The organism is Sphingomicrobium nitratireducens, assembly GCF_026157035.1.
GTDB lineage: Bacteria > Pseudomonadota > Alphaproteobacteria > Sphingomonadales > Sphingomonadaceae > Sphingomicrobium > Sphingomicrobium nitratireducens.
In genome coordinates, this window is the sequence record NZ_JANJZA010000001.1 from 1342014 (window position 1) to 1362813 (window position 20800).

The following is a 20800-nucleotide window of genomic DNA, read 5'->3' on the forward strand; positions in this document are numbered from 1 at the left end:
CCCGCCAGCACTTGGCAAGGGGGCGAAACGATTTTTTTGGGTACGCGCGTCAGTCGGCGGGCGGCAGCAGGCGCTGGTCCTCGGCGAGTTTGATCAACGCGGCCTGCAATTTCTCGAAGGCGCGCACCTCGATCTGGCGGATGCGTTCGCGGCTGACGCCGTAGACCTGGCTCAAGTCCTCGAGCGTCTTGGGGTCTTCCGACAGGCGGCGTTCGGTCAGGATGTGCTTTTCGCGCTCGTTGAGCGCGGCCATCGCCTGCATCAGCAGCTCGTGACGGACCTGTGCTTCCTCGTCGTCGGCAATGACCTCGTCGTGGAGCGGCGCGTCCGACTGTAGGAGGTCCATCCACTGGCTCTCGCCTTCGCCGTCGGCCGAGCGCAGCGGCGAGTTGAGCGAGCTGTCGCCGCCCATCGCCATGCGACGGTTCATGCTGACGACTTCCTCTTCGGTCACGCCCAGCTCGGTCGCGATCTTGGCGACGTTCTCGGGCGTCATGTCGCCTTCCTCGAACGCTTCGATCTGGTTCTTCATGCGGCGCAGGTTGAAGAACAGCTTCTTCTGCGCGGCGGTCGTGCCCATCTTCACCAGGCTCCACGAGCGCAGGATGAATTCCTGGATCGAGGCGCGAATCCACCACATGGCGTAGGTGGCGAGACGGAAGCCGCGATCGGGCTCGAACTTCTTCACGCCCTGCATCAGGCCGATATTGCCCTCGGAGATGAGTTCGGAGACGGGCAGGCCATAGCCGCGATAGCCCATCGCGATCTTGGCGACGAGGCGCAGGTGCGAGTTGACGAGGCGCGCGGCGGCGTCGGTGTCGCCGTGCTCCTTCCACGCCTTAGCCAGCATATATTCTTCCTCGGGTTCGAGGATCGGGAATTTCTTGATCTCGGCCAGATAGCGGTTGAGTCCATTCTCACCGCCGGTTGCCGGTATCGAAACTGCCCCGGTGCTCCGTGCCATTCTCACTCCTTTGCCAGCGCCCGACGAGCGCCTGGGTCGGCCCTCATAGCCTCGCCCTGCCTATACTCCAAGATTTTCCACCAGCGCCGCCATGTCCGACGGAAGGGCGCTGTCGAACGACAAACGGTCCTTGGTGACCGGGTGCGTGAAACCCAGACGCGCTGCGTGCAGGGCCTGTCGTCCGAAGCCCAGCTCTTTCAACAACGTGCGATGCGCCTTGCGGGTCCGTCCGTAAACCGGGTCGCCGACGAGCGGATGCCCGATCGAGGCCATGTGTACGCGGACCTGGTGCGTACGGCCCGTCTCGAGCCGGCATTCGACGAGGGTCGCATCCTTGAGAGGCGCAAGCCTGGTCCAATGTGTGACCGCGCGCTTTCCCCGACCGTCCTCGACGACCGCCATCTTCTTGCGGTTCTGCGTACTACGCGCGAGCGGCGCATCGACCGTGCCCTCGCTCTTGAGGATGTCGCCCGACGCGACGGCGAGATAGCGTCGATCGATGCTGTGCGCGGCGAACTGCCTGGCGAGCCCCTCGTGCGCGACGTCGGTCTTGGCCACCACGAGGAGACCCGACGTGTCCTTGTCGATGCGGTGGACGATCCCGGGCCGCGCGACCCCGCCGATCCCCGACAATTGGCCGACGCAGTGATGCAATAGCGCGTTGACGAGCGTGCCATCGCGATTGCCTGCCGCAGGGTGGACGACGAGGCCGGCGGGCTTGTCGACGACGAGGAGATGCTCGTCCTCGTAGGCGATGACCAGCGGGATGTCCTGAGGCGCCGCGTGGTGCGGCTCGGGCGCGGGAACCGACAGGGCGAAGGTTTCGTCGCCCTTCACCTTGGTCGCCGGATCGCGCAGCGCGCTGCCGTCGGGGCGGGCGAGACGGCCTTCCTTGACCAGCTTCTTGAGGCGTTCGCGCGAAAGGGTGGGGAGCGCTTCGGCGAGCGCGCGGTCGAGCCGCCAGCCCGCCTGGGCCGGCGTCATGGTGACGCTGATCGTGTCGCTTCCCCCCGTCATGCGCACGATATGGGCGCGCGCGCCGCGTGCTTCAATGGCGGGGCTTGCCTGTCCTGCGCCGATCCCCCATCACACGGGGCCATGACCGACAGCGATTTCGCGAGCCTGCTCTGCAGCCGCCTGTGCCACGACCTCCTATCCCCGGTAGGGGCGCTCAACAACGGGCTTGAACTGCTTGCCGACGAGACCGACCCGGCGATGCGCGACCAGGTGCTCGAGCTGCTCGCCGACAGCGCCCGGGCGACGGCGGACAAGCTCAAATTCTTCCGCCTCGCATTTGGCGCGGCCGGCGGCTTCGGAGCGATGATCGAGACGGGCGAGGCCCGCGAGGCGCTGGCCGGGCTGTTCGGCAAGGAAAAACGGATCGAGCTGGGTTGGATGGTGGCGGACGCCAAGCTGCCCAAGGATGCGGTCAAGCTGCTGCTCAACCTCGCGCTCATCGCGGGCGACGCACTCGTACGTGGCGGACAGCTCGACGTGGGCGCCGAGCGCGGCGAGAACGGGATCGAACTGGCGGTGCGCGCGGAAGGCCCGCGCCTGATCCTCGACCCCAGCCTGCGCGCCATGCTCGAGAGCGGGCCGGTCGCGGGGCAGGGCGAGGCCCGCACCGCCGCGGCGCAACTCGCTTTCTCGCTCGCGCACCAAGCCGGATCGGCAATCCGCCTGTCAGAACCCAGCGACACGATGCTCGTGATCGGGGTCACCATGCCGCAGCCCGACGGCATGATCGGCTGATCCGCGCCGGGTGGCATCGCTAACGCCGCTTTAACCCTTTGGCGTCAAGAAGGTCCTGCTAGCCAAGTCATTTGCGGGGCCGAAGGGTATGGAAGACCTCATTGCCGATTTCGTGGCGGAATGCCGGGAAATGCTCGAATCGCTGGGCGGGGAGATCGTCGCCTGGGAAGCCGAACCGCACGACCGTGCGCGGCTCGACTGCATTTTCCGCTTCGTCCACACCGTGAAGGGCAATTGCGGCTTTTTCGATTTTCCGCGTCTCGAGACGCTGAGCCACGCTGCCGAGGATGCGCTCGCCGACGTGCGCGCCGGTCGTCGCAGCGCCGACGCGGCGCTGGTCAGCGCGGTGCTCGCGGTCATCGACCGCATCGGCGAGATGATCGAGATCATCGAGCGCGGAGAGGCGCTGCCCGAAGGCTCCGACGGCGACCTCATCGCGGCGCTCGAGGAAGGGGCCGAAGCGCCCGTCGTCGAAACCGCGCCCACGCTCGAGACCGAAACGACGAGCGGGGGGCACGGCCAGGCCGCGCCGCGCACCATCCGCCTGTCCGTCGAACTGCTCGACCGCGTAATGAGCGGCGTGTCCGACATGGTCCTCGCCAGGAACGAACTCGCCCGCCGCCTCCGCGAGGCGCCCGAGGACGTTGCCGTTGCCGGCGCGTTCGAGCGCCTGTCTGGCATCATCGCCGAAATGCGCGACAGCATCACGCGCACCCGCATGCAGCGCATCGAGAACCTGTTCGTCGCGCTGCCGCGCATGGTGCGCGACCTGTCGAACGAACTCGACAAGCAGGTCATGATCGACATTGACGGGGGCGACGTCGAACTCGACCGCGAGATGATCGAGATGATCCGCGATCCACTGACGCACATCATCAGGAACGCCGTCGACCACGGGATCGAGAAACCCGCCGACCGCCTGGCCGCGGGCAAGCGCGAGATCGGGCTTCTCAAGGTATCGGCGCGCCAGTCGGGCAACCAGATCCTCATCGACATCGTCGACGACGGCAAGGGCATCGATGGCGATCGTCTTGTCGAAAAAGCTATTGCAAACAATGTTCTGGAGGCTGCTGCTGCGAGCGAGATGAGCGCGCGCGACAAGCTTGGTCTGATCTTCGAGGCTGGCCTGTCGACCGCCCAGGAAGTCACCGCCATTTCCGGTCGTGGGGTCGGGATGGACGTGGTCCGGTCCAACGTCGAGCGCATCGGCGGGATCGTCGAAGTCGATTCCACGCTCGGTGCGGGCACCCGCATGACGCTGCGCGTCCCGCTGACCCTGACCATCATTCCGGCACTGACCGTGTCGATCGGCGACCAGCATTTCGCAATTCCCCGCTCGGCGATCGAGGAGATCGTCCGCGCCAACGGGTCGAGCGTGACGCTTGAACGGATCGGCGGGGCAGGGGTAGCCACCATCCGCGGCCGCCGCGTTCCCGAGATCGCGCTGGCCGATGTCCTCCAGCTCCAGAGCGTGATGAAGGACGAGGAGCGCACGCTGGTCGTCATCCGTCCGGCGGGCGGCGACACTTATGCGCTCGCCGTCGACCGTATCCACGACCACGAGGAACTGGTGGTGAAGCCTGCCGCGCCTGCGGTGATGGGCACCGGCCTCTATGCCGGCACGACGCTCGCCGACGACGGCAGCCCGATCCTCCTGTTCGATCCGGCAGGCCTTGCCGAAGTCGGCGGGGTCAAGTTCGAGGCAGCCGAACGGGCGGGCCGGATCGCCGAAACGCAGGAAGCCGCCAACGATGATGCCGTCGAGGTGCTGCTGTTCCGCTCGCTCGGCGGGGAACGCCGCGCCATCCGTCTCGGCCTCGTCGACCGGATCGAGGAAGTCGACGTCGACTGCTTCTCCAGCGCGGCGGGCCAGCTTCGTGTCCAGCTGGGCGACCAGATCCTGCCGCTCGCGGGGATGGCCTCGCTCGATCAGCTGCCGGCTTCGGGACGCGTGCGCGTCTTCCGCCTCGGCGACGGCGACCAGGAACTTGGCTACGCGTTCGACGAGGTTCTGGAGCTCGACTCGCTCGATCACGAAATCACCCCGGCCGAGCATCAGGGCGAGGTGGAAGGCGTGACCTTGGTCGCGGGCAAGCCTGCCGAGCTGATCGACGTCCACTGGTTGTTCGCCGACCGCCTGCGCGCGGTCGCCGGCAAGCCCAAGCGCCAGCCGGTCTGCTGCCTGCCGTCCGACGACATGTGGATGCAGAACATGCTGCGCCCGATCGTCGAGGCCGCGGGCTACCGCGTCGTCAACGTCGGCAGCGACGAGGAATCGATCGCCGAACTGGTGGTCAGCACCGTCGATGCCGAATGGCCGCTGCCCAAGGAGCCGGGCGGGGCGACCGTCCTGCGCCTGCGCAACTCGGCCGACGGGGACGAGGAAAGCATCTATCGCTACGACCGCGCAGGCCTGCTGATGGCCCTAAAGACGGTCACTGCCGCCGGAGGGGCGAAATGAACGAACTGCTGCTGATCGTCTCGATCGCGGGGAGCCGCGTCGCGCTGCCCGCCGCCCAGGTCGAGAGCGTCATCGAACTCGATGCGCTGATCCCGGTGCCGCGCGCACCGCACCATGTCGCGGGCCTGTCGGCGCTGCGCAGCCGCGTGCTGACGGTGATCGACTGCCAGCGTTCGCTCGGGCTCGGCGAGACGACCTTCGAGGATGGCCGCATCCACGAGGCCGCGGTCGTCGAGATCGAAGGACACCATTATGCGCTGAGCGTCGATGCCGTGGAGGACGTCGTCGAGGCGCTGAGCGAGCCCAAGGAAGTCCGCGCCGCGATGGGCGAGGGCTGGGAACGCGTTTCCAAGGGCATGGTCGAGACCGAGGAGGGGCCGCTTCTCCTGGTGTCCATCGACGCCGTGATTTCCGGGCAGCCGCAAGTGGCTGCCGCTTAAGAGCTTGTTACCCTTTTTGCGCTAACAGTGACTGCAACACACCAAACCAAGGGCCGGTTATGAAAACCTGTTTGATCGTCGACGACTCCAAGGTGATCCGCAAGGTCGCCCGCCACATCCTCGAGACGCTGGAATTCCAGGTCGAGGAAGCCGGCGACGGCCGCGAAGCGCTGACGCATTGCGAAAGCAAGATGCCGGACGTCGTCCTGCTCGACTGGAACATGCCGGTGATGAGCGGGATGGAATTCCTCAAGCTGCTCCGCCAGTCGGGCCATTCCGACCAGCCCAAGGTCGTGTTCTGCACCACCGAGAACGACATGGCCCACATTCGTGCTGCGCTCGAGGCGGGTGCCGACGAATATGTGATGAAGCCGTTCGATCGCGAGACGCTCCACGTCAAGCTGCAGCTCGTCGGCGTCGCGTAAGGAGCCCCGCGATGGCCGGGCTCGCCGCCAAATTGCCCGATAGGCCCACGGCCGCGCGTCCGACCCGCCTGATGCTGGTCGACGATTCGATGGTCGCACGCGCGGTGCTCTCGCGCATGATCGCCGCCGCCCCCGAGTTCGAGATCGTCGGCGTCGCGGGCACTGCCGAGGACGCGCTGATCGCGCTTGGCGAAGTGCGTGTCGACATCGTCCTGCTCGACCTCGAGATGCCAGGTGCCGGCGGGCTCAAGCTGCTTCCCAAGATTCTCGAGGCCGCCCGCGGGGCGCAGGTCCTGATCGTCTCCTCGCTGGCCGAAGACGGCGCCGAAGAGACGGTGGCCGCGCTGGCGATGGGAGCGTCCGACACGCTGCCCAAGCCGGGCACTGGCCGCTTCAACGGACGCTTCTCCGAAATTCTGCTGGGACGACTTCGCGCGCTGGCCAGCGGTGCCAGGCGGGTCGAAAGCCCGGTCGCGCGGATCGAGCCGGGACCGCCGGTGCCGATGCGCCGCAAGATGCCCGACACCGAACTCGGACTGCTGATGATCGGCGCCTCGACCGGCGGTATCCATGCGCTCGGCACCTTTTTCGGCTCGATGCTGGGCAGGATCGGTGCGCCGATCCTCGTCACGCAGCATCTGCCCGAAGCGTTCATGGCCGTGTTCGCGCGTCAATTGTCGCAGGCCGCAGGGCGACCCGCCCATGTCGCGCGCGACGGCGACCGGCTTCGCGAGGACGAGATCTATGTCGCCCCCGGCGACCACCATCTCGAGGTGGTCGAGCGTAGCGGCACCTTGTTCGCGCGCCTGACCAACCAGCGCGTCTCGAGCGCCTGCCTTCCCTCGGTCGACCCGATGTTCGCCTCGGGCGGTGCCGCGCTCGGCGAGCGTGCGGTCGGTGTCGTGCTGACCGGCATGGGCCGCGACGGCCTCGAAGGTGCGACCAAGCTGGTCGCCTGCGGGGGCGCCGTGCTCGCGCAGGACGAGAAAAGCTGCGCGGTGTGGGGCATGCCGCGCGCGATTGCCGAAGCAGGACTGGCCGCGGCCGCCCTGCCGCCCGAAGAACTCGCGACCCTCGTCGCCAAACGGGCCGGAGGCCGTTGATGGAAGTTTCCGATAGCTCGAGCCGTATTCTTGCAGGGTTGCTCGAGGCGCGTACCGGACAGCAATTGACGATGAGCCGCCGCTGGCGGATCGAGACGGCCCTGTCGGCGCTCCTGCGCGAGCGCTCGATCGCCACGCTCGACGAACTCATCACGATCCTCGTCATGAACAAGGATCCCAAGCTCGCCGATGCGGTGGTCGAGGCTTTGCTCAACAACGAGACCTATTTCTTCCGCGACCGCGCGCCGTTCGACATGATCGGCCAGCGTTTCCTGCCCGAGATCGCCCAGCGCCGTCCGGACAAGCGCCTGCGCATCTGGTCGGCGGGCTGTTCGAGCGGCCAGGAAGCCTATTCGATCGCGATGATGCTCTCAGCCGACCCGCTGCGCTGGCAGGGCTGGACGTTCGACATTATCGGCACCGACGTGTCCGACGCCGTGATCTCCAAGGCCCGGCGTGCCCACTACACCCAGTTCGAAGTGCAGCGCGGGCTCGGCATCCAGGAAACCATCCGTTGGTTCGAGGAAGACGAGGACGGGTGGCAGGCGAACGAGAAGCTTCGCAAGATGGTCAAGTTCGAGGTGCGCAACATTCTCGATGCGCCGCCGATGGGCGGGCCGTTCGACCTCGTCTTGTGCCGCAACGTGCTGCTCTACCTCAACAACGAGCGGCGCCGTGCTGCCTTCGAGCGGATCTCGACGGTGATCGCGCCCGATGGGGGGCTGCTGCTGGGCGCGGGCGAGACGGTGATCGGCCAGACTGAGCGCTTCGCCGCCGACCGCGGGCATCGCGGACTTTACCGGCCAGTCGATCTAACCAGCCCCGAGGCCAAGCTTCTCGGCACTTGACCTTTTCCTCGCCATGATGTGGCAAGGAGCCGCCATGGACATGGTCGATCGCCCTTCGCCGAATTTCAACGAACGCCAGATGCCGGTGTCGATGATCGTGCTGCATTACACCGGCATGCCGACCGCCGAGGCGGCGCTCGAACGCATGACGGCAGCCTCCTCCGAGGTCTCGGCGCATTACTGCATCGATGAAGCCGGCACCGTCTACAGGCTGGTCGACGAGGAGCATCGCGCCTGGCACGCGGGCAAGAGCTACTGGCGCGGCATGAGCGATATCAACTCGGCAAGCGTCGGGATCGAACTGGTCAATCCGGGGCACGAATTCGGCTACCGCGCCTTCCCGGACGAGCAGATCGCCGCGCTGATCCCGCTGCTCGCCGACATCAAGGACCGCCACGGCATCAGTCGCGGCAACGTGGTCGGCCACTCGGACATCGCGCCCTCGCGCAAGGAGGATCCGGGCGAGCTGTTCCCCTGGTGGGAGCTGGCCAAGCGGCGCCTCGCGCTGCCCAGTCCGACGCGCGACCTGATGGACCCGTTCTGGACCGACGCCGGATTCCTCCTCGCGCTCGAGCGTTTCGGGTACGACGTCAAGGATGCGAAGGCGGCCGTGATCGCGTTCCAGCGCCGCTTCCGGCCCGACCTCATCGACGGGATCATCGATGGCGAATGCCGGGCGAAACTTCTCTCCCTCTTGCTGCCGCGGCCCCAATAGACCATATCGCAGGCGTCAGGAGGCCGGGCGACCGCGGCCCCGGTTCGCCGGGAACGAGGAAAGTCCGGGCACCACGCAACGACGGTGCCGGGTAACGCCCGGCGGCTTCGCCTTCGGGCGCGGTCAGGGACAGTGCCACAGAAAGCATTCCGCCCATCTTCGGGTGGGTCAGGGCGAAAGGGTGCGGTAAGAGCGCACCGCGCGTTCCGGCAACGGACGCGGCACGGTAAACCCCACCGGGTGCAAGACCGAATAGGGGCGGCACATGGGCCGGTTGCGGCTCGTCGCCCGGGTTGGTCGCTGGAGGCGAGGGGCGACCCTCGTCCGAGATGAATGGTCGCACAGCCCTTCGGGGCGGACAGAACCCGGCTTACAGGCCTCCTGACACCTGTTCGTCGACTTGGCTGGAACCGGCGCGCCTAGCGCCCTATTGAGGAAGACATGGCGCGCGCGAAGCGATCCGACGACTGGGGCTTTCCCCGCTGGCGACCCTACGGAGAGAAGGGGCGGGAGGCGGCAAAGCAGCGCCTGTGCGACCGGATCGGGTGCACCGAACCGGGCGACAAGCCTGCGCCCAAGGCGCCCAATAGCCCCGAGCGCTGGATGTTCTGCGAGCGGCACGCGGCCGAATACAACCGCAACTGGAACTATTTCGCGGGATTGACCGAGGAAGAAGCCGCCAAGCGCCGCGCTGAGGAAAAGGCGGGAAATGCCGGTTATCGCCAGCAGGCGCATTACCAGTGGGCCGGGCCGGGCGACGGCAGTTGGACGCGCGACGAAATGCGCGCCTTCGCCATTCTCGGGGTCGAGACCGACATGCCGTTTGCCGAGGTGCGCAAGGCCTACCGCGCGCTCGCCAAGAAGCTGCATCCCGACGTCAATCCCGGCGACGAAGAGGCGGCGGAGGAGTTCCGCAAGGTCCAGGCGGCTTACGACGTGCTCAAGAAATCCGAGGAGATGCGGCGCGAGCTGGGAGAGGTGGACCCCGACGCCGCCTAAGGATGGCGCATGAAGGTGCCCGCGACGTGGGCGACCGGCCGGTCGCGCTCGCCGGTGTGCACGATCCCCCGGACGAAGGCGATCGAGCGGGTCATCTTGTAACATTCGCACCGTGCGTAGAGCGTCTCGCCCGCAAAGGCAGGGCGCAGATAGTCGAGTCTGAGATCGACGGTCACGATCGGTTCGAACTTGCCGAGCTTGTGCCAGAGCGCGGAGCCCGCGCAGGTGTCGACCAGACTGATCATCGCGCCCGACGAGATGATATTTTCTTCGGGCACGCCGACGAGCTCGGGCCTGCCTTCCATTTCCAGTTCGACCCAGCCCTCGCCGCAGTCCGAGAATTCGAGTCCAATGGCCTTGCCGTGACCGAAACTGTGGACGAGTTCGAAGAACTTGCGGATCTCGAAACCGTCCTTGAGCAGCTTGAGCACTTCGGGCGGGATCAAAGTCATGCGGCCATCCGTGCCGCGGTCTCGCGGACCAGCGCGATCATGTTGGGGACTCCCTGGGTGCGGTTGGAAGACAGTTCGCGGGTCAGGTCGAACGGCTCGAGCGCGGCGGCGATGTCGGTCGCGGCGACCTCGGCCGCCTCCTTGTCCTGCACCGCGGCTAGCACCAGCGCGACCACGCCCTTGGTGATCGCGGCATTGCTGTCAGCGAGCCAGTGGAGGCGGCTGTCATCGGTGGTGGTGGGGTAGACCCACACGCTCGCCGAACAACCGCGCACCCTGGTGGCGTCGGTCTTCAGCGCATCGGGCATGGGATCGAGCTTGCGCCCGAGGTCGATCAGCAGGCGGTAGCGGTCCTCGCTGTCGAGGAATTCATACTCGGTTTGAAGATCGGTCAGGTCGGGCAAGCTGCTCATCGGGGCCGCCATAGCCAAGCTTGGAAGGCTCGCGCAATCGCTCGATCTCGGCGGCGAGGCTGTGGCCGTCCTCCACGGTGATCCGTTCGAGCACCTTGAGCCGGTCCGTGAGCGCCTCGACCTGATGCTCGAGGCGGCGGATCGCCGCGTCGTCCTGCATGGGTGCGGGCATGTGCTTGGGATGACGCGAACGCAGCCCCATCCGCTCTGCACCGAAGATCGCGGTCAGGAGCAATTTGAGCATCATCCAACCGAATACGATGGATACAATGATGACGACCATTTCGCTCGGGTCCATCAATCTACCTCCGGTGCGTTTTCGCGATGGTCGCTCAAGGTCTTCAGCGCGTCGATTTCCTTTTCGAGCTGCGAGGGCTTATCGGTGACGATCCGCTCGAGCGTCTCGAGCCGGTCGTGGACCGCCTCGAGCTGGCCGCGGAGCGCGGCGTTCTCGGCTTCTAGTGCCGCGGCGCGGGCATCGTCGCCCGGCTCGATGCCATTGCCCAGCGCGTCGCTGGTGGGATAGCCGTGCTTGATCTTGAACGCCTCGAGTGCGTACCAGCCGCCGACCGCGAGCAGGACGACCAGGAAAACGAAGAACATGGTGCCCGTCACGACGTCGTCTCGCGGGTGCTGAAGTCGGGACGCGACAGGGCGTCGGCAAGGTCGTCCTCGCGCGCATCCTTGAGCGCCTCGATCTCGCTGGCGAGGCGCGCGCCCTCGTCGGTGGCGATGCGTTCGAGCACGCGAACGCGCTTCTCGAGCTGTTCGATGCGGCGCAGTGCCTGGTCGTCGGGCGCGGCTGCCTTGACCATCCGCTCCCCATCGCCCTCATCGATCTCGTAGCCGTGCTTGGCGGCGATCCACTTGTTGACGATGGAGGCGGTCGTGCCGATGAGCACGATGCCGACGACCATGGTGAACGGATCCACTGAACTTACCCCCTTGGTGTCTTCTGACCCTAGCGCAGGTCGTCGATCTGCTGCGCGAGGACGCGGTTTTCGGTCGTCACGTAATGTTCGATGTCCGCCAGGCGCCGGTCGATGTCGCGAAAGCGGCTCTTGATCTGCTTGGCCGAACGCGACGGGTTGGCGCGCACGCCCTGCCAGAACTTCTTCTCGTCATCGGTCTCGACGGTCAGCTCGGGCGGACGCTTGGGCGCGATCATGCCGGCCATGATGTAGAGCGGAATCATCATGCCGCCCGACAGGAGCACAGAGGCGAGGAACATCATGCGCACGAGCGTGACGTCGAGCCCGGTATAATCGGCGATGCCGGCGTTCACGCCAAGGATCTTGCCTTCGTAGGGGTCGCGGTAGAACTTGGTGCGGCTGGTGTTGTTCATGGCGTCAGTCCTCGCGCGAGAGCAGGCGGTCGTGGCGGGCAAGCAGCTCGTCGGTCTTGCCGAGGAGGTTGCGCTCTTCGCGGAAATCGAGCTGCGGGCGGGCCGGCATGCACTTGTCGCGCCAGTCCGGGTTCTCCGCGGTCATGATGCGCTCGATCGTGCACAAGCGGTCGTCGAGCCGGCGCGCGGCCTCGTTGAGGTCGTCGAGCAGCTTCTCGTCGGGCTCGGTCAGCGTCGCCTGGCCCTTCCACTTCGTGATGTAGTGGAACACCAGCCAGGGCAGGCCGATGAAGATGCAGATGATGGCAAGAATGCCGGCAAAATCGTCCATGTTTCAACAATCCCCTTTGGCCCGTCGGGCCGTCAGTCGTTCTTCTTTTCGGCCATCCTGGCCTTCAAGGCGGCCAGCTCCTCGTCGACCTTGTCGGAGGCCTTGAGGTCCGCGAGTTCTTCTTCGAGGCTCTTGGGCCCTGACAAGGCGAGCGCATCGGCGCGCCCTTCGGCGAAATCGGCGCGCTTCTCGAGCATCTCGAAACGCGAGAAGGCGTCCTGGGTGCGGTTGCCGTGAAGCAATTCGCGCGCCTTGGCGCGGGTCACCGCGCTTTCCAGCCGCGAGGCGATCGCGTTCTGGCGGGCGCGTGCCTCGCGCAGCTTGGCCTGCAGCTTGGCAATGTCCGCCTCGTACTGCTTCAAGGTCTCGTCGATCTGGTCGATCTCTTCCTTGAGGCCGGCCGCCATGTCGGCAGCCTTCTGCCGCTCGATCAGCGCCTGCTTGGCAAGATCCTCGCGATCCTTCGACAGCGCCAGCTCGGCCTTCTCGGTCCAGCTGTCCTGCAGCTGGTCGAGGCGGGAGAGGGCGCGGCGCATTTCCTTGCCGTCGGCGATGGCGCGGGCGGCGGACGCGCGGACTTCGACCAGCGTCTCTTCCATCTCGAGGATGATCATGCGGATCATTCGCGCCGGATCCTCGGCGCGATCGAGAAGCTCGGTCATGTTGGCTGCGAAAATGTCCCTGGTGCGGGAGAAAATACCCATGGACGACTCCAATACGATCCCTGTCGACGGACACTATGCGAAAACCATGCCAAGGCATAGAAAATCACGCGAACGACGAAAAACCTCGTTTTTTCGACCAAATGCGGTGTGAAAAATCTTGCCAAATGGTGGGATTTGCCACCAAAGGTTGGGCATGGAGCGCGCCAATCAATTCGTAGGCCAGAGCCTTGCCTTTCTCGACGCCGTCGAGCGGGCGAGCCGTGCCGCGCCGCTCAACCGGCCGGTGCTCGTCATCGGCGAGCGCGGGACCGGCAAGGAGCTGATCGCCGAGCGCCTCCACCACTTGTCCTCGCGCTGGTCGGGCCCGCTGGTAACGATGAACTGCGCCGCGCTCCCCGAGACGCTGATCGAAGCCGAACTGTTCGGGCACGAGGCGGGCAGTTTCACCGGCGCCGCCAAGACCCGCGCGGGCCGTTTCGAGGAAGCCGACGGGGGCACGCTCTTCCTCGACGAACTGGCGACCCTGTCGAGCCCGGCGCAGGACCGGCTGCTGCGCGCGGTCGAATATGGCGAGATCACCCGCATCGGCGCCTCCAAGCCGGTCAGCGTCGACGTGCGTATCGTGGCGGCGACCAACGAACATCTGCCGACGCTGGTGGAGAGGGGGCACTTCCGCGCCGACCTGCTCGACCGGCTGAGTTTCGAGGTGGTGACGCTGCCGCCGCTCAGGGCGCGCGAGGGCGATATCGCCTTGCTCGCCGACCATTTCGGGCGCCGCATGGCGGTCGAGCTCGACTGGCCCAACTGGCCAGGCTTCTCCAAGCCCGCGCTGCACCGGCTCGAGACCTATGGCTGGCCGGGCAACGTTCGCGAATTGCGCAACGTGGTCGAGCGCGCCGTCTATCGCTGGGAGGATCCCGAACGCGAGGTCGAGAAGATCAATTTCGACCCGTTCCGCTCGCCCTGGTCGCCCACGCGGGTGCAGCCGATTGGCGCCGAGCCGGACGAGGATGACGAATTGCCGATGGCCGAAGCGGAGGCCGCAGCGCCCGCCGTCAGCCTCGAGACCGACGATTTCAAGACCTCGGTCGCCGACTACGAAGCGCAGCTGATCACCGCGGCGCTCGAGAAGAACCGCTACAACCAGCGCGCGACCGCCGAAGCGCTGGGGCTGAGCTACGACCAGCTGCGCCACGCCATCAAGCGGCTCAAGCTCAACGCTGACGCGGCCTGAGGCGCCCGTTACGACGCCGCAACGGCGTTGACTTGCAACGCGTGCACGCTAGGCGCGTTCATGAGACGAAACCCCATCCAACAGGAGACGCCTTCCCATGGCCTTTGAACTTCCCGAACTTCCCTACGCCAAGGACGCGCTGGGCGAGCACATGTCGGCCGAGACGCTCGATTACCATCACGGCAAGCATCACAAGGCCTATGTCGACAAGACCAACGGGATGGTGTCGGGGCATGATCACGACCTGTCGGGCGCGAGCCTGGTCGAGGTGATCCGCCACGCGCACAACAAGGGCGAGAAGGGCCTGTTCAACAATTCGGCGCAGATCTGGAACCACAGTTTCTTCTGGCAGTGCCTCGCACCCGCCGGCTCGACCAGCCCGTCGGGCGCGCTCAAGGAGCGGATCGATGCCGATTTCGGCGGTCACGAGGCGATGCTCGAGGCGCTGCAGACCGAAAGCGCCAACCACTTTGCGAGCGGTTGGGGCTGGCTGATCCTCAACAATGGCAAGCTCGAAGTGACGTCGCTCCATGACGCCGATACGCCGGTCGTCCACGGAATGACGCCGCTGCTGACGCTCGATGTGTGGGAGCACGCCTATTACATCGACTATCGCAACGCGCGCCCGGACTATCTTAAGAGCGTGCTCAACAACATTATCAACTGGGACTTCGTCGCGCAGAATCTCGACGGCAACGGCATCTCGCGTGCCGACCAGAACGCTTAGGCGTTCTTCAAGTCTGCCAACGGTTTGGGGCGGGTTCTTCGGAGCCCGCCCTTACTGTTTGAGGCGCTTGCCCGTGCGGAAGATCCACGCGATCGCCGCCAATGGGACGGCGATGGCAAGGCCCATGGCGAGGAGGCTGGTCCACAACGGCACGTCCTCGACCGAGTAGAAGGTCCAGCGATAGCCCGAGACGAGGTAGACGATCGGGTTGGCGAGCGTGACCGTGCGCCACGGCTCGGCGAGCGCTGCGACCGAGTAGAAGATGCCGCCAAGGAAGGTGAGCGGGGTCACCACGAGCAGCGGGATGAACTGCAACTGCTCGAAGCTGTTGGCGAGCAGGCCGATGAAAAAGCCCAACAGGCAGAAGCCGACCGAGATCAGCACCAGGAACAGCACCATCAACAGCGGGTGGTCGACCGTGACGTCGACGAACAGCGTCGCGGTGACGAGTGTCACCAGCGCGAGGATGACCGACTTGGTGACTGCCGCGCCGACATAGGCAGTGACCGTCTCGATGGGCGAGAGCGGTGCTGAGAGAATTTCGTAGATCGTGCCCGTAAACTTCGGAAAGTAGATGCCGAAACTGGCATTGGCGATGGACTGGGTGAGGACCGAGAGGAGTATGAGACCGGGCACGATGAAGCTACCAAAATCGATCCCCGCCATGTCGCTCATCCGGCTGCCGATGGCGCTGCCGAAGACGAGGAAATAGAGCGCGGTGGTAATGACGGGCGCGACCAGCGATTGCCACAGCGTGCGCCGCCAGCGGGCCATTTCGAAACGGTAGATGGCGCCGACGCCGCGCGGGTTCATGACCGGTCTCCCTGATGGACGAGGCTGACGAAGATGTCCTCGAGGCTCGACTGGCGCGTGGTTAGATCGCGCCAGGCGATGCCGAGCTCGTCGAGCTTGCGCATCAGCTGCGGGATGCCGGTCTCGGCGGCATGGCTGTCGAAGTCGTAACACAGCGTCGCGCCGTCATCGTCCAGGCGCAGCGACCAGTCCGACAGGCCGTCGGGAAGCGACGTCATGGGTTGGTCGAGGAACAGCTTGAAGGTGCGCCGGCCCAGCTGTGCCATCAGCTCGTCCTTGCGGCCCAGCGCGACCAGTTCGCCATTGGCGATGACGCCGACGCGGTCGGCCATTTCCTCGGCCTCCTCGATATAGTGGGTGGTGAGGATGATGGTGGTGCCGTCGGCCTGGAGCTTGCGCACCAGTTCCCACATGTCGCGGCGCAGTTCGACGTCGACGCCCGCGGTCGGCTCGTCGAGGAACAGGATGTCGGGCTGGTGCGAGAGCGCCTTGGCAATCATCACGCGGCGTTTCATCCCGCCCGACAGCTCCATCATGCGCGCCTTGCGCTTGTCCCACAGCGTCAGGCGTTTCAGGAGCTGCTCGAGATAGGCGTCGTCGCGCGGCTTGCCGAACAGGCCGCGCGAGAAGGCGACCGTGTCCCACACCGTCTCGAACGCGTCGGTCGTCAGTTCCTGCGGAACGAGGCCGATGCGGGTGCGCGCGGCGCGATAGTCGCCCTCGATGTCGTGGCCGAATACGGCGACGCTGCCGCCCGTCTTGGTGACGATGCCGCAGACGATCGAGATGAGTGTCGTCTTGCCCGCGCCGTTGGGGCCGAGCAGCGCGAAGATCTCGCCCTTGTCGATGGTGAGGTCGACGCCCTTGAGCGCCCGCGTGCCGCCCGCATAGGCCTTTTCGAGGCCTTCGATGGCGATCACCGTCTCGCTCATTGTTTCTCTTCCGCGTTGAGGCCGTGGCGCAGCAGCATCGGCATGTTGGCCGCGGCGAACAGGAAGGTGAGGGGGATCATCCCCCACATCTTGAAGCTGATCCAGAAGTCGGTCGAGCTGTTGCGCCAGACGATCTCGTTGAGCGCGGCCATGGCGAGGAAGAAGATCGACCAGTTGCGCGTGAGCTTGAGCCAGCCTTCTTCGGACAGGCCGGGATAGGCGGTGCCGAGCATGGCGCGCAGCAGGGGCTTGCCGTTGAGGACTCCGATCCCGAGCGCGATCCCGGCGAAGCTGTAGAAGAGGGTCGGCTTCAATTTGATGAAGGTTTCCGAGTGGAGCCAGATGGTGAGCCCGCCCATCACCAGTACGAGCACGGCCGAGATCAGCTGGAGCGTCGAGACATGGCGCACCGCGACATAGCTGATCGCCATCGCGGCGAGGATCGCGACCATGAACACGCCGGTGGCGATGAAGATGCCGAACTGGCTGTTGGCGACGAAGAAGAGGACCAGCGGTCCGAGGTCGAGCAGCAACTGCTTGCCGGGCGACAGCTTCTTCTTCTCCGCCTCGATCGCGGGGCCGGGATTGACGTCGCTCATGCGGGCGGAAGTCCTGCAATGGCGCGGGCGACCGCGCGCGGGTCGAAGGGACGCAGGTCGTCGACGCCTTCGCCGACGCCGATCGCGTGAATGGGAAGGCCGAACCTCTCGGCGGCCGCGACCAGCACGCCGCCGCGCGCGGTGCCGTCGAGCTTGGTCATGACGAGGCCAGTGACCCCGGCGCTCTCCTTGAATACCTCGATCTGGTTGAGCGCGTTCTGGCCTGTGGTCGCGTCGAGGACGAGGATGACGTCGTGGGGCGCCTCCTCGTTCAATTTGCCGAGCACGCGCCGAACCTTGGAGAGCTCCTCCATCAGGTGGCTCTTGTTCTGGAGGCGCCCGGCGGTGTCGACGATGAGGACGTCGATGCCCTGCGCGGTCGCTTGCTTGACCCCGTCCCAAACGAGGCCCGCGGCGTCCGAACCTTCCTTGCCGGCGATGACGGGCGCGCCGATCCGCTCGCCCCAGATCTGCAGTTGCTCGATCGCGGCGGCGCGGAACGTGTCGCCTGCTGCCAGCAGCACGCCGTAATCCTGCTCCTGGAGGAGGTGTCCGACCTTACCGATGGTTGTGGTCTTTCCCGACCCGTTGACCCCGATCACGAGGATTACGTGCGGCCGGGGAAATCCATAAATATCGAGGGGCTTGGCGACGGGAGCGAGGATCTTCTCGATTTCTTCGGCGAGGATCGTGCGCAGGCCGCGTTCGTCGAGCTGTTCGAACTTGCGCGCGGCAATCGCGTCGCGGATGCGCTTCGAGGCTTCGGGGCCGAGGTCGGAGGCGATCAGCGCTTCCTCGATATCGTCGAGGGTCGCTGTATCGAGCGCGGCCTTGCTGGTCAGCCCGGTCAGATTCTCCCCGACCCGGTCGGCAGTCTTCTTGAAGCCGCCGGTCAGGCGTTCGAGCCAACTCATTCGATGATCCCCACCAGTCCCTGTTCGTTCGCGTGCGTGATGCGTGCCCTGACGTAGGCACCGCGCGGCGCACCTTCAACAAGGATCGGCGCGAATTGGTCGGTATGGCCCTTGCCGCCATTTTCGATGAGCGCGGGGCGGAGCGTGCCGACCTGGCTTTGCAGCCATTTGGCGCGGTGGTCGGCGGCGCGTGCCCGCAGGGCGGCGGCGCGGGCCTTGATCGTCTCGCGCTCGAGCTGGGGCATCCGCGCGGCGGGCGTCATTTCGCGAGGGCTGAAGGGGAAGATATGCGCCGCGACGATGTCGCAATCCTCGATCAGTTCCAGCGTGTTACGGGCCATTTCCTCAGTTTCGGTGGGAAATCCCGCGATGAGGTCGGCGCCGATGCTCGCGCCGGGACGGGCGGCCTTGATCTTCTCGACGATGGCGACAGCCTGGGCGCGGCTATGGCGGCGCTTCATGCGCTTCAGGATCATGTCGTCGCCCGCCTGGAGCGAGAGATGGAAATGGGGGAGGAGGCGCGGTTCGCCCGCGACCAGCTCGTGAAGCGCGCCGTCCATCTCGATACTGTCGAGGCTGGAGAGGCGCAGGCGCTCCAGGCGTGGTTCGTCAGCGAGGAGGCGCTGGAGCAGGTCGCCGAGCTTGCGGCCGTCATCGTCGTAGCTGGTGATGTCGACGCCGGTGATCACGATTTCGCGCACCTCGCGATCGAGTTCGGCGGCGACCGCGCGGCGCACTACGTCATAGGGCAGCGAGCGGCTGTTCCCGCGCCCGTAGGGAATGGTGCAGAAGGTGCAGCGATGGTCGCAGCCGTTCTGGACGGCGACGAAACTGCGCACCTTGTTGCCGAAACCAGCGGCCACCGGATCGGCGGTTGCCGTCATGACGTCACTCGGCAAGTCCTTGGCGGCCTTAAGGATTTCCTGAAGTCGCAGCTTGTCTGCATTGCCGAGGATCGCGTCCACCTCGGGCATGGCGCGGAAGGTTTCCGGTTCGATCTGGGCGGCGCATCCGGTGACGAGGATGCGCGCATCGGGCGCGCTACGCCGGGCGCGGCGGATCTTCTGGCGCGTCTGGCGCACGGCTTCCGCGGTGACCGCACAGCTGTTGACGATGATCGTCTCGCCTTGCGCCCCGTCAGCCTCGATCGCGCGCTTCATCGTGGCGCTCTCGGCGAAGTTGAGGCGGCAACCGAGCGTGACCGTCTCGACTCTCACCGAAGCGTCTCGAGGTCGATCTTGCCGGTGAAGACGTGGGTCGCGGGGCCCTCCATCACGATCGGTTCGCCCGGGCTCCAGCTGATATGGAGCACGCCGCCCGGCATCTTCACGCGGACCGGCGAGGAGACGAGCCCGCGCCGGATGGCGGCAACCGCGCTCGCGCAGGCGCCGGTCCCGCACGCCAGCGTCAGGCCCGCACCGCGCTCGAAAGTACGGATCTTGAGCCCCTTGGCGGTGACCTTGGCGACGTTCACGTTGATCCGCTCGGGGAAGGCGGGGTCGACTTCGATCTGCGGCCCGATTTCGCCAAGCGGAACCTTGCCCGGCTTGTCGACGAAGAAGACGAGGTGGGGATTGCCGACATTGACCGCGTCGGGCGCCTCGAGTTCGTCCCAGGCGAGCGGCAGGGGATTGGTCGGAAAGGGGTCGGCGAGGGGAATCTCGTTCCATTCGAAGCGCGGCTCGCCCATTTCGACGCGCACCGTGCCCTCGAGCGCTTCGCCCTCGATCGGCCCGCCGGCCGTGTCGATCGCCGTCTCGCCGGTCAATGCGATCACGCAGCGCGCCGCGTTGCCGCAGGCGCTCGCGCTCGATCCGTCGGCGTTCCAGATGTCCATGCGCATGCGCTCCCCGCCGTTCGAAAGGCGGATGAGCTGGTCGCAACCGATGCCGTGACGACGATCGCACAGGCGGCGCGCCAAGGTGCCGTCGACCTCGATAGCTTCCTCGCGCGCGTCGAGGATCACGAAGTCGTTGCCCAATCCGTGCATCTTGTGGAAGGTGGTGGCCATCGCATGGCGACTTAGGGGCGCGGGCCTCCAAGGGCAATAAGCGAGGGGGACGAGAGTTGGACATGGATCGCCGCCGAGAGGCGCAGAAGATCATCGATTTCTGGTTCGACGAGGTCGGAAAGTCGCGCTGGTTCGCCAAGGATCCCGTGCTCGATGCCGACATCGCCAAGCGTTACGGCGCGCTGCGCGACGACGTTATTGCCTCGAACGGGGAGGGGTGGCGCGACGGGCCGCGCAGGCTACTGGCCGCGATCCTGATGCTCGACCAGTTCTCGCGCAACATTCATCGCGGCACGCCCGAGGCCTATGCCGCCGACCCGCTCGCGCGCCGCCTGACCCGCCGTGCGCTCGAGAAAGGCTGGGAGGAGCATTACGAACGCCCCTACCTGCAATTCCTCTACATGCCGCTGATGCATTCGGAGGATCTGGAGGACCAGGAGCGCTCGGTCGAACTGTTCGAACAGCTCGGCGATCCCCAACTGACGCGATTTGCCTATCTCCATCGCGACCAGATCAGGAATTTCGGGCGCTTCCCGGGGCGCAATGCCGCGCTGGGGCGCGAAAGCACGCCCGAAGAACAACTCGCGCTCGATGACGGAGCGAACTTCTGATCCTTGACGCGGGGCGCTCTCGCGCGTAGAGGCGCGCACGTCCCAA

Annotated in this window: 27 protein-coding genes and 1 other RNA gene; 12 read left to right on the forward strand and 16 right to left on the reverse strand. The window is 65.9% G+C overall.

Annotated elements, in window-relative coordinates; genetic code table 11:
- Positions 1 to 49: 49 nt before the first annotated feature.
- Positions 50 to 964 carry an RNA polymerase sigma factor RpoH gene (gene rpoH / locus NNY25_RS06955; RefSeq protein WP_265570622.1) on the reverse strand — a complete coding sequence of 305 codons (915 nt, stop codon included), beginning with the start codon at positions 962 to 964 and terminating at the stop codon, positions 50 to 52.
- Positions 965 to 1024: 60 nt separating this feature from the next.
- Positions 1025 to 1981, reverse strand: a complete 957-nt coding sequence (locus NNY25_RS06960) for an RluA family pseudouridine synthase (RefSeq protein WP_265570623.1) — start codon at positions 1979 to 1981, stop codon at positions 1025 to 1027.
- 81 nt (positions 1982 to 2062) lie between these two features.
- Between NNY25_RS06960 and NNY25_RS06965 the strand changes: the two genes are divergently transcribed.
- The 9 genes from NNY25_RS06965 to NNY25_RS07005 all read left to right on the forward strand — a co-directional run bounded on the left by NNY25_RS06965 (position 2063) and on the right by NNY25_RS07005 (position 9707).
- Positions 2063 to 2716 (forward strand): histidine phosphotransferase family protein, encoded by a 654-nt coding sequence (locus NNY25_RS06965; protein ID WP_265570624.1) that lies wholly within the window; start codon positions 2063 to 2065, stop codon positions 2714 to 2716.
- Between the two features lie 88 nt (positions 2717 to 2804).
- A complete protein-coding gene (locus NNY25_RS06970; RefSeq protein ID WP_265570625.1) occupies positions 2805 to 5177 on the forward strand; it encodes a chemotaxis protein CheA in 2373 nt (790 codons plus the stop codon).
- Complete coding sequence (locus NNY25_RS06975) at positions 5174 to 5617, forward strand: chemotaxis protein CheW (RefSeq protein ID WP_265570626.1); 444 nt, start codon at positions 5174 to 5176, stop codon at positions 5615 to 5617. The genes NNY25_RS06970 and NNY25_RS06975 overlap by 4 nt, the downstream gene beginning before the upstream one ends.
- A gap of 59 nt (positions 5618 to 5676) precedes the next feature.
- Positions 5677 to 6042 carry a response regulator gene (locus tag NNY25_RS06980; RefSeq protein ID WP_265570627.1) on the forward strand — a complete coding sequence of 122 codons (366 nt, stop codon included), beginning with the start codon at positions 5677 to 5679 and terminating at the stop codon, positions 6040 to 6042.
- An 11-nt stretch (positions 6043 to 6053) separates the two neighbouring features.
- On the forward strand, positions 6054 to 7145 hold the full coding sequence (gene cheB, locus NNY25_RS06985) for a chemotaxis-specific protein-glutamate methyltransferase CheB (RefSeq protein WP_265570628.1): 1092 nt from the start codon (positions 6054 to 6056) through the stop codon (positions 7143 to 7145).
- Positions 7145 to 7993, forward strand: a complete 849-nt coding sequence (locus NNY25_RS06990; protein WP_265570629.1) for a CheR family methyltransferase — start codon at positions 7145 to 7147, stop codon at positions 7991 to 7993. Before cheB ends, NNY25_RS06990 begins: the two co-directional genes overlap by 1 nt.
- 34 nt (positions 7994 to 8027) lie before the next feature.
- A complete protein-coding gene (locus NNY25_RS06995) occupies positions 8028 to 8708 on the forward strand; it encodes an N-acetylmuramoyl-L-alanine amidase (protein ID WP_265570630.1) in 681 nt (226 codons plus the stop codon).
- A gap of 15 nt (positions 8709 to 8723) precedes the next feature.
- An RNA gene (gene rnpB, locus NNY25_RS07000) (RNase P RNA component class A) lies at positions 8724 to 9097 on the forward strand.
- Positions 9098 to 9149: 52 nt separating this feature from the next.
- Entirely contained in the window at positions 9150 to 9707 is a 558-nt protein-coding gene (locus tag NNY25_RS07005) for a J domain-containing protein (RefSeq protein WP_265570631.1), read from the forward strand.
- Here NNY25_RS07005 and NNY25_RS07010 read toward each other — a convergent pair.
- The 8 genes from NNY25_RS07010 to pspA are packed head-to-tail and all read right to left on the reverse strand — an operon-like array spanning position 9704 to position 12952.
- On the reverse strand, positions 9704 to 10159 hold the full coding sequence (locus NNY25_RS07010; RefSeq protein WP_265570632.1) for a PaaI family thioesterase: 456 nt from the start codon (positions 10157 to 10159) through the stop codon (positions 9704 to 9706). The genes NNY25_RS07005 and NNY25_RS07010 overlap by 4 nt on opposite strands.
- The gene (locus NNY25_RS07015) at positions 10156 to 10572 is read right to left on the reverse strand and encodes a SufE family protein (protein WP_265570633.1); all 417 of its coding nucleotides are present in this window, start codon (positions 10570 to 10572) and stop codon (positions 10156 to 10158) included. Before NNY25_RS07015 ends, NNY25_RS07010 begins: the two co-directional genes overlap by 4 nt.
- Positions 10529 to 10870: a hypothetical protein gene (locus NNY25_RS07020; protein WP_265570634.1), complete on the reverse strand. Its 342-nt coding sequence runs from the start codon at positions 10868 to 10870 to the stop codon at positions 10529 to 10531. The genes NNY25_RS07015 and NNY25_RS07020 overlap by 44 nt, the downstream gene beginning before the upstream one ends.
- A complete protein-coding gene (locus NNY25_RS07025) occupies positions 10870 to 11175 on the reverse strand; it encodes a hypothetical protein (RefSeq protein WP_265570635.1) in 306 nt (101 codons plus the stop codon). Before NNY25_RS07025 ends, NNY25_RS07020 begins: the two co-directional genes overlap by 1 nt.
- 8 nt (positions 11176 to 11183) lie before the next feature.
- Positions 11184 to 11504 carry a hypothetical protein gene (locus NNY25_RS07030; protein ID WP_265570636.1) on the reverse strand — a complete coding sequence of 107 codons (321 nt, stop codon included), beginning with the start codon at positions 11502 to 11504 and terminating at the stop codon, positions 11184 to 11186.
- Between the two features lie 29 nt (positions 11505 to 11533).
- A complete protein-coding gene (pspC, locus tag NNY25_RS07035) occupies positions 11534 to 11917 on the reverse strand; it encodes an envelope stress response membrane protein PspC (RefSeq protein ID WP_265570637.1) in 384 nt (127 codons plus the stop codon).
- A 4-nt stretch (positions 11918 to 11921) separates the two neighbouring features.
- Positions 11922 to 12248, reverse strand: coding sequence for an envelope stress response membrane protein PspB (gene pspB, locus NNY25_RS07040; protein ID WP_265570638.1), 327 nt, complete (start codon positions 12246 to 12248; stop codon positions 11922 to 11924).
- A 32-nt stretch (positions 12249 to 12280) separates the two neighbouring features.
- The gene (pspA, locus tag NNY25_RS07045) at positions 12281 to 12952 is read right to left on the reverse strand and encodes a phage shock protein PspA (protein WP_265570639.1); all 672 of its coding nucleotides are present in this window, start codon (positions 12950 to 12952) and stop codon (positions 12281 to 12283) included.
- Between the two features lie 154 nt (positions 12953 to 13106).
- On the opposite strand from pspA, the gene pspF reads away from it, so the two are divergent.
- Together pspF and NNY25_RS07055 are read left to right on the forward strand one after the other, a co-directional pair.
- A complete protein-coding gene (pspF, locus tag NNY25_RS07050) occupies positions 13107 to 14147 on the forward strand; it encodes a phage shock protein operon transcriptional activator (protein WP_265570640.1) in 1041 nt (346 codons plus the stop codon).
- A gap of 97 nt (positions 14148 to 14244) precedes the next feature.
- Positions 14245 to 14874, forward strand: coding sequence for a superoxide dismutase (locus NNY25_RS07055; RefSeq protein WP_265570641.1), 630 nt, complete (start codon positions 14245 to 14247; stop codon positions 14872 to 14874).
- A gap of 51 nt (positions 14875 to 14925) precedes the next feature.
- Here the strand turns inward: NNY25_RS07055 and NNY25_RS07060 are convergent, their stop codons facing one another.
- Genes NNY25_RS07060 through dapF form a run of 6 tightly spaced genes read right to left on the reverse strand, consistent with a single transcriptional unit; the run spans position 14926 to position 20143 of the window.
- A complete protein-coding gene (locus NNY25_RS07060) occupies positions 14926 to 15687 on the reverse strand; it encodes an ABC transporter permease (protein WP_265570642.1) in 762 nt (253 codons plus the stop codon).
- A complete protein-coding gene (locus NNY25_RS07065) occupies positions 15684 to 16619 on the reverse strand; it encodes an ABC transporter ATP-binding protein (RefSeq protein WP_265570643.1) in 936 nt (311 codons plus the stop codon). Before NNY25_RS07065 ends, NNY25_RS07060 begins: the two co-directional genes overlap by 4 nt.
- On the reverse strand, positions 16616 to 17218 hold the full coding sequence (locus NNY25_RS07070; RefSeq protein WP_265570644.1) for a septation protein A: 603 nt from the start codon (positions 17216 to 17218) through the stop codon (positions 16616 to 16618). Before NNY25_RS07070 ends, NNY25_RS07065 begins: the two co-directional genes overlap by 4 nt.
- Positions 17215 to 18132, reverse strand: coding sequence for a signal recognition particle-docking protein FtsY (gene ftsY, locus NNY25_RS07075; RefSeq protein WP_265570645.1), 918 nt, complete (start codon positions 18130 to 18132; stop codon positions 17215 to 17217). The genes NNY25_RS07070 and ftsY overlap by 4 nt, the downstream gene beginning before the upstream one ends.
- Positions 18129 to 19349 carry a tRNA (N(6)-L-threonylcarbamoyladenosine(37)-C(2))-methylthiotransferase MtaB gene (gene mtaB / locus NNY25_RS07080; protein ID WP_265570646.1) on the reverse strand — a complete coding sequence of 407 codons (1221 nt, stop codon included), beginning with the start codon at positions 19347 to 19349 and terminating at the stop codon, positions 18129 to 18131. Before mtaB ends, ftsY begins: the two co-directional genes overlap by 4 nt.
- Positions 19346 to 20143 carry a diaminopimelate epimerase gene (gene dapF / locus NNY25_RS07085; RefSeq protein WP_265570647.1) on the reverse strand — a complete coding sequence of 266 codons (798 nt, stop codon included), beginning with the start codon at positions 20141 to 20143 and terminating at the stop codon, positions 19346 to 19348. Before dapF ends, mtaB begins: the two co-directional genes overlap by 4 nt.
- A gap of 62 nt (positions 20144 to 20205) precedes the next feature.
- Here dapF and NNY25_RS07090 point away from each other — a divergent pair, with 62 nt between their 5' ends.
- Complete coding sequence (locus NNY25_RS07090; protein ID WP_265570648.1) at positions 20206 to 20754, forward strand: DUF924 family protein; 549 nt, start codon at positions 20206 to 20208, stop codon at positions 20752 to 20754.
- Positions 20755 to 20800 lie beyond the last annotated feature (46 nt).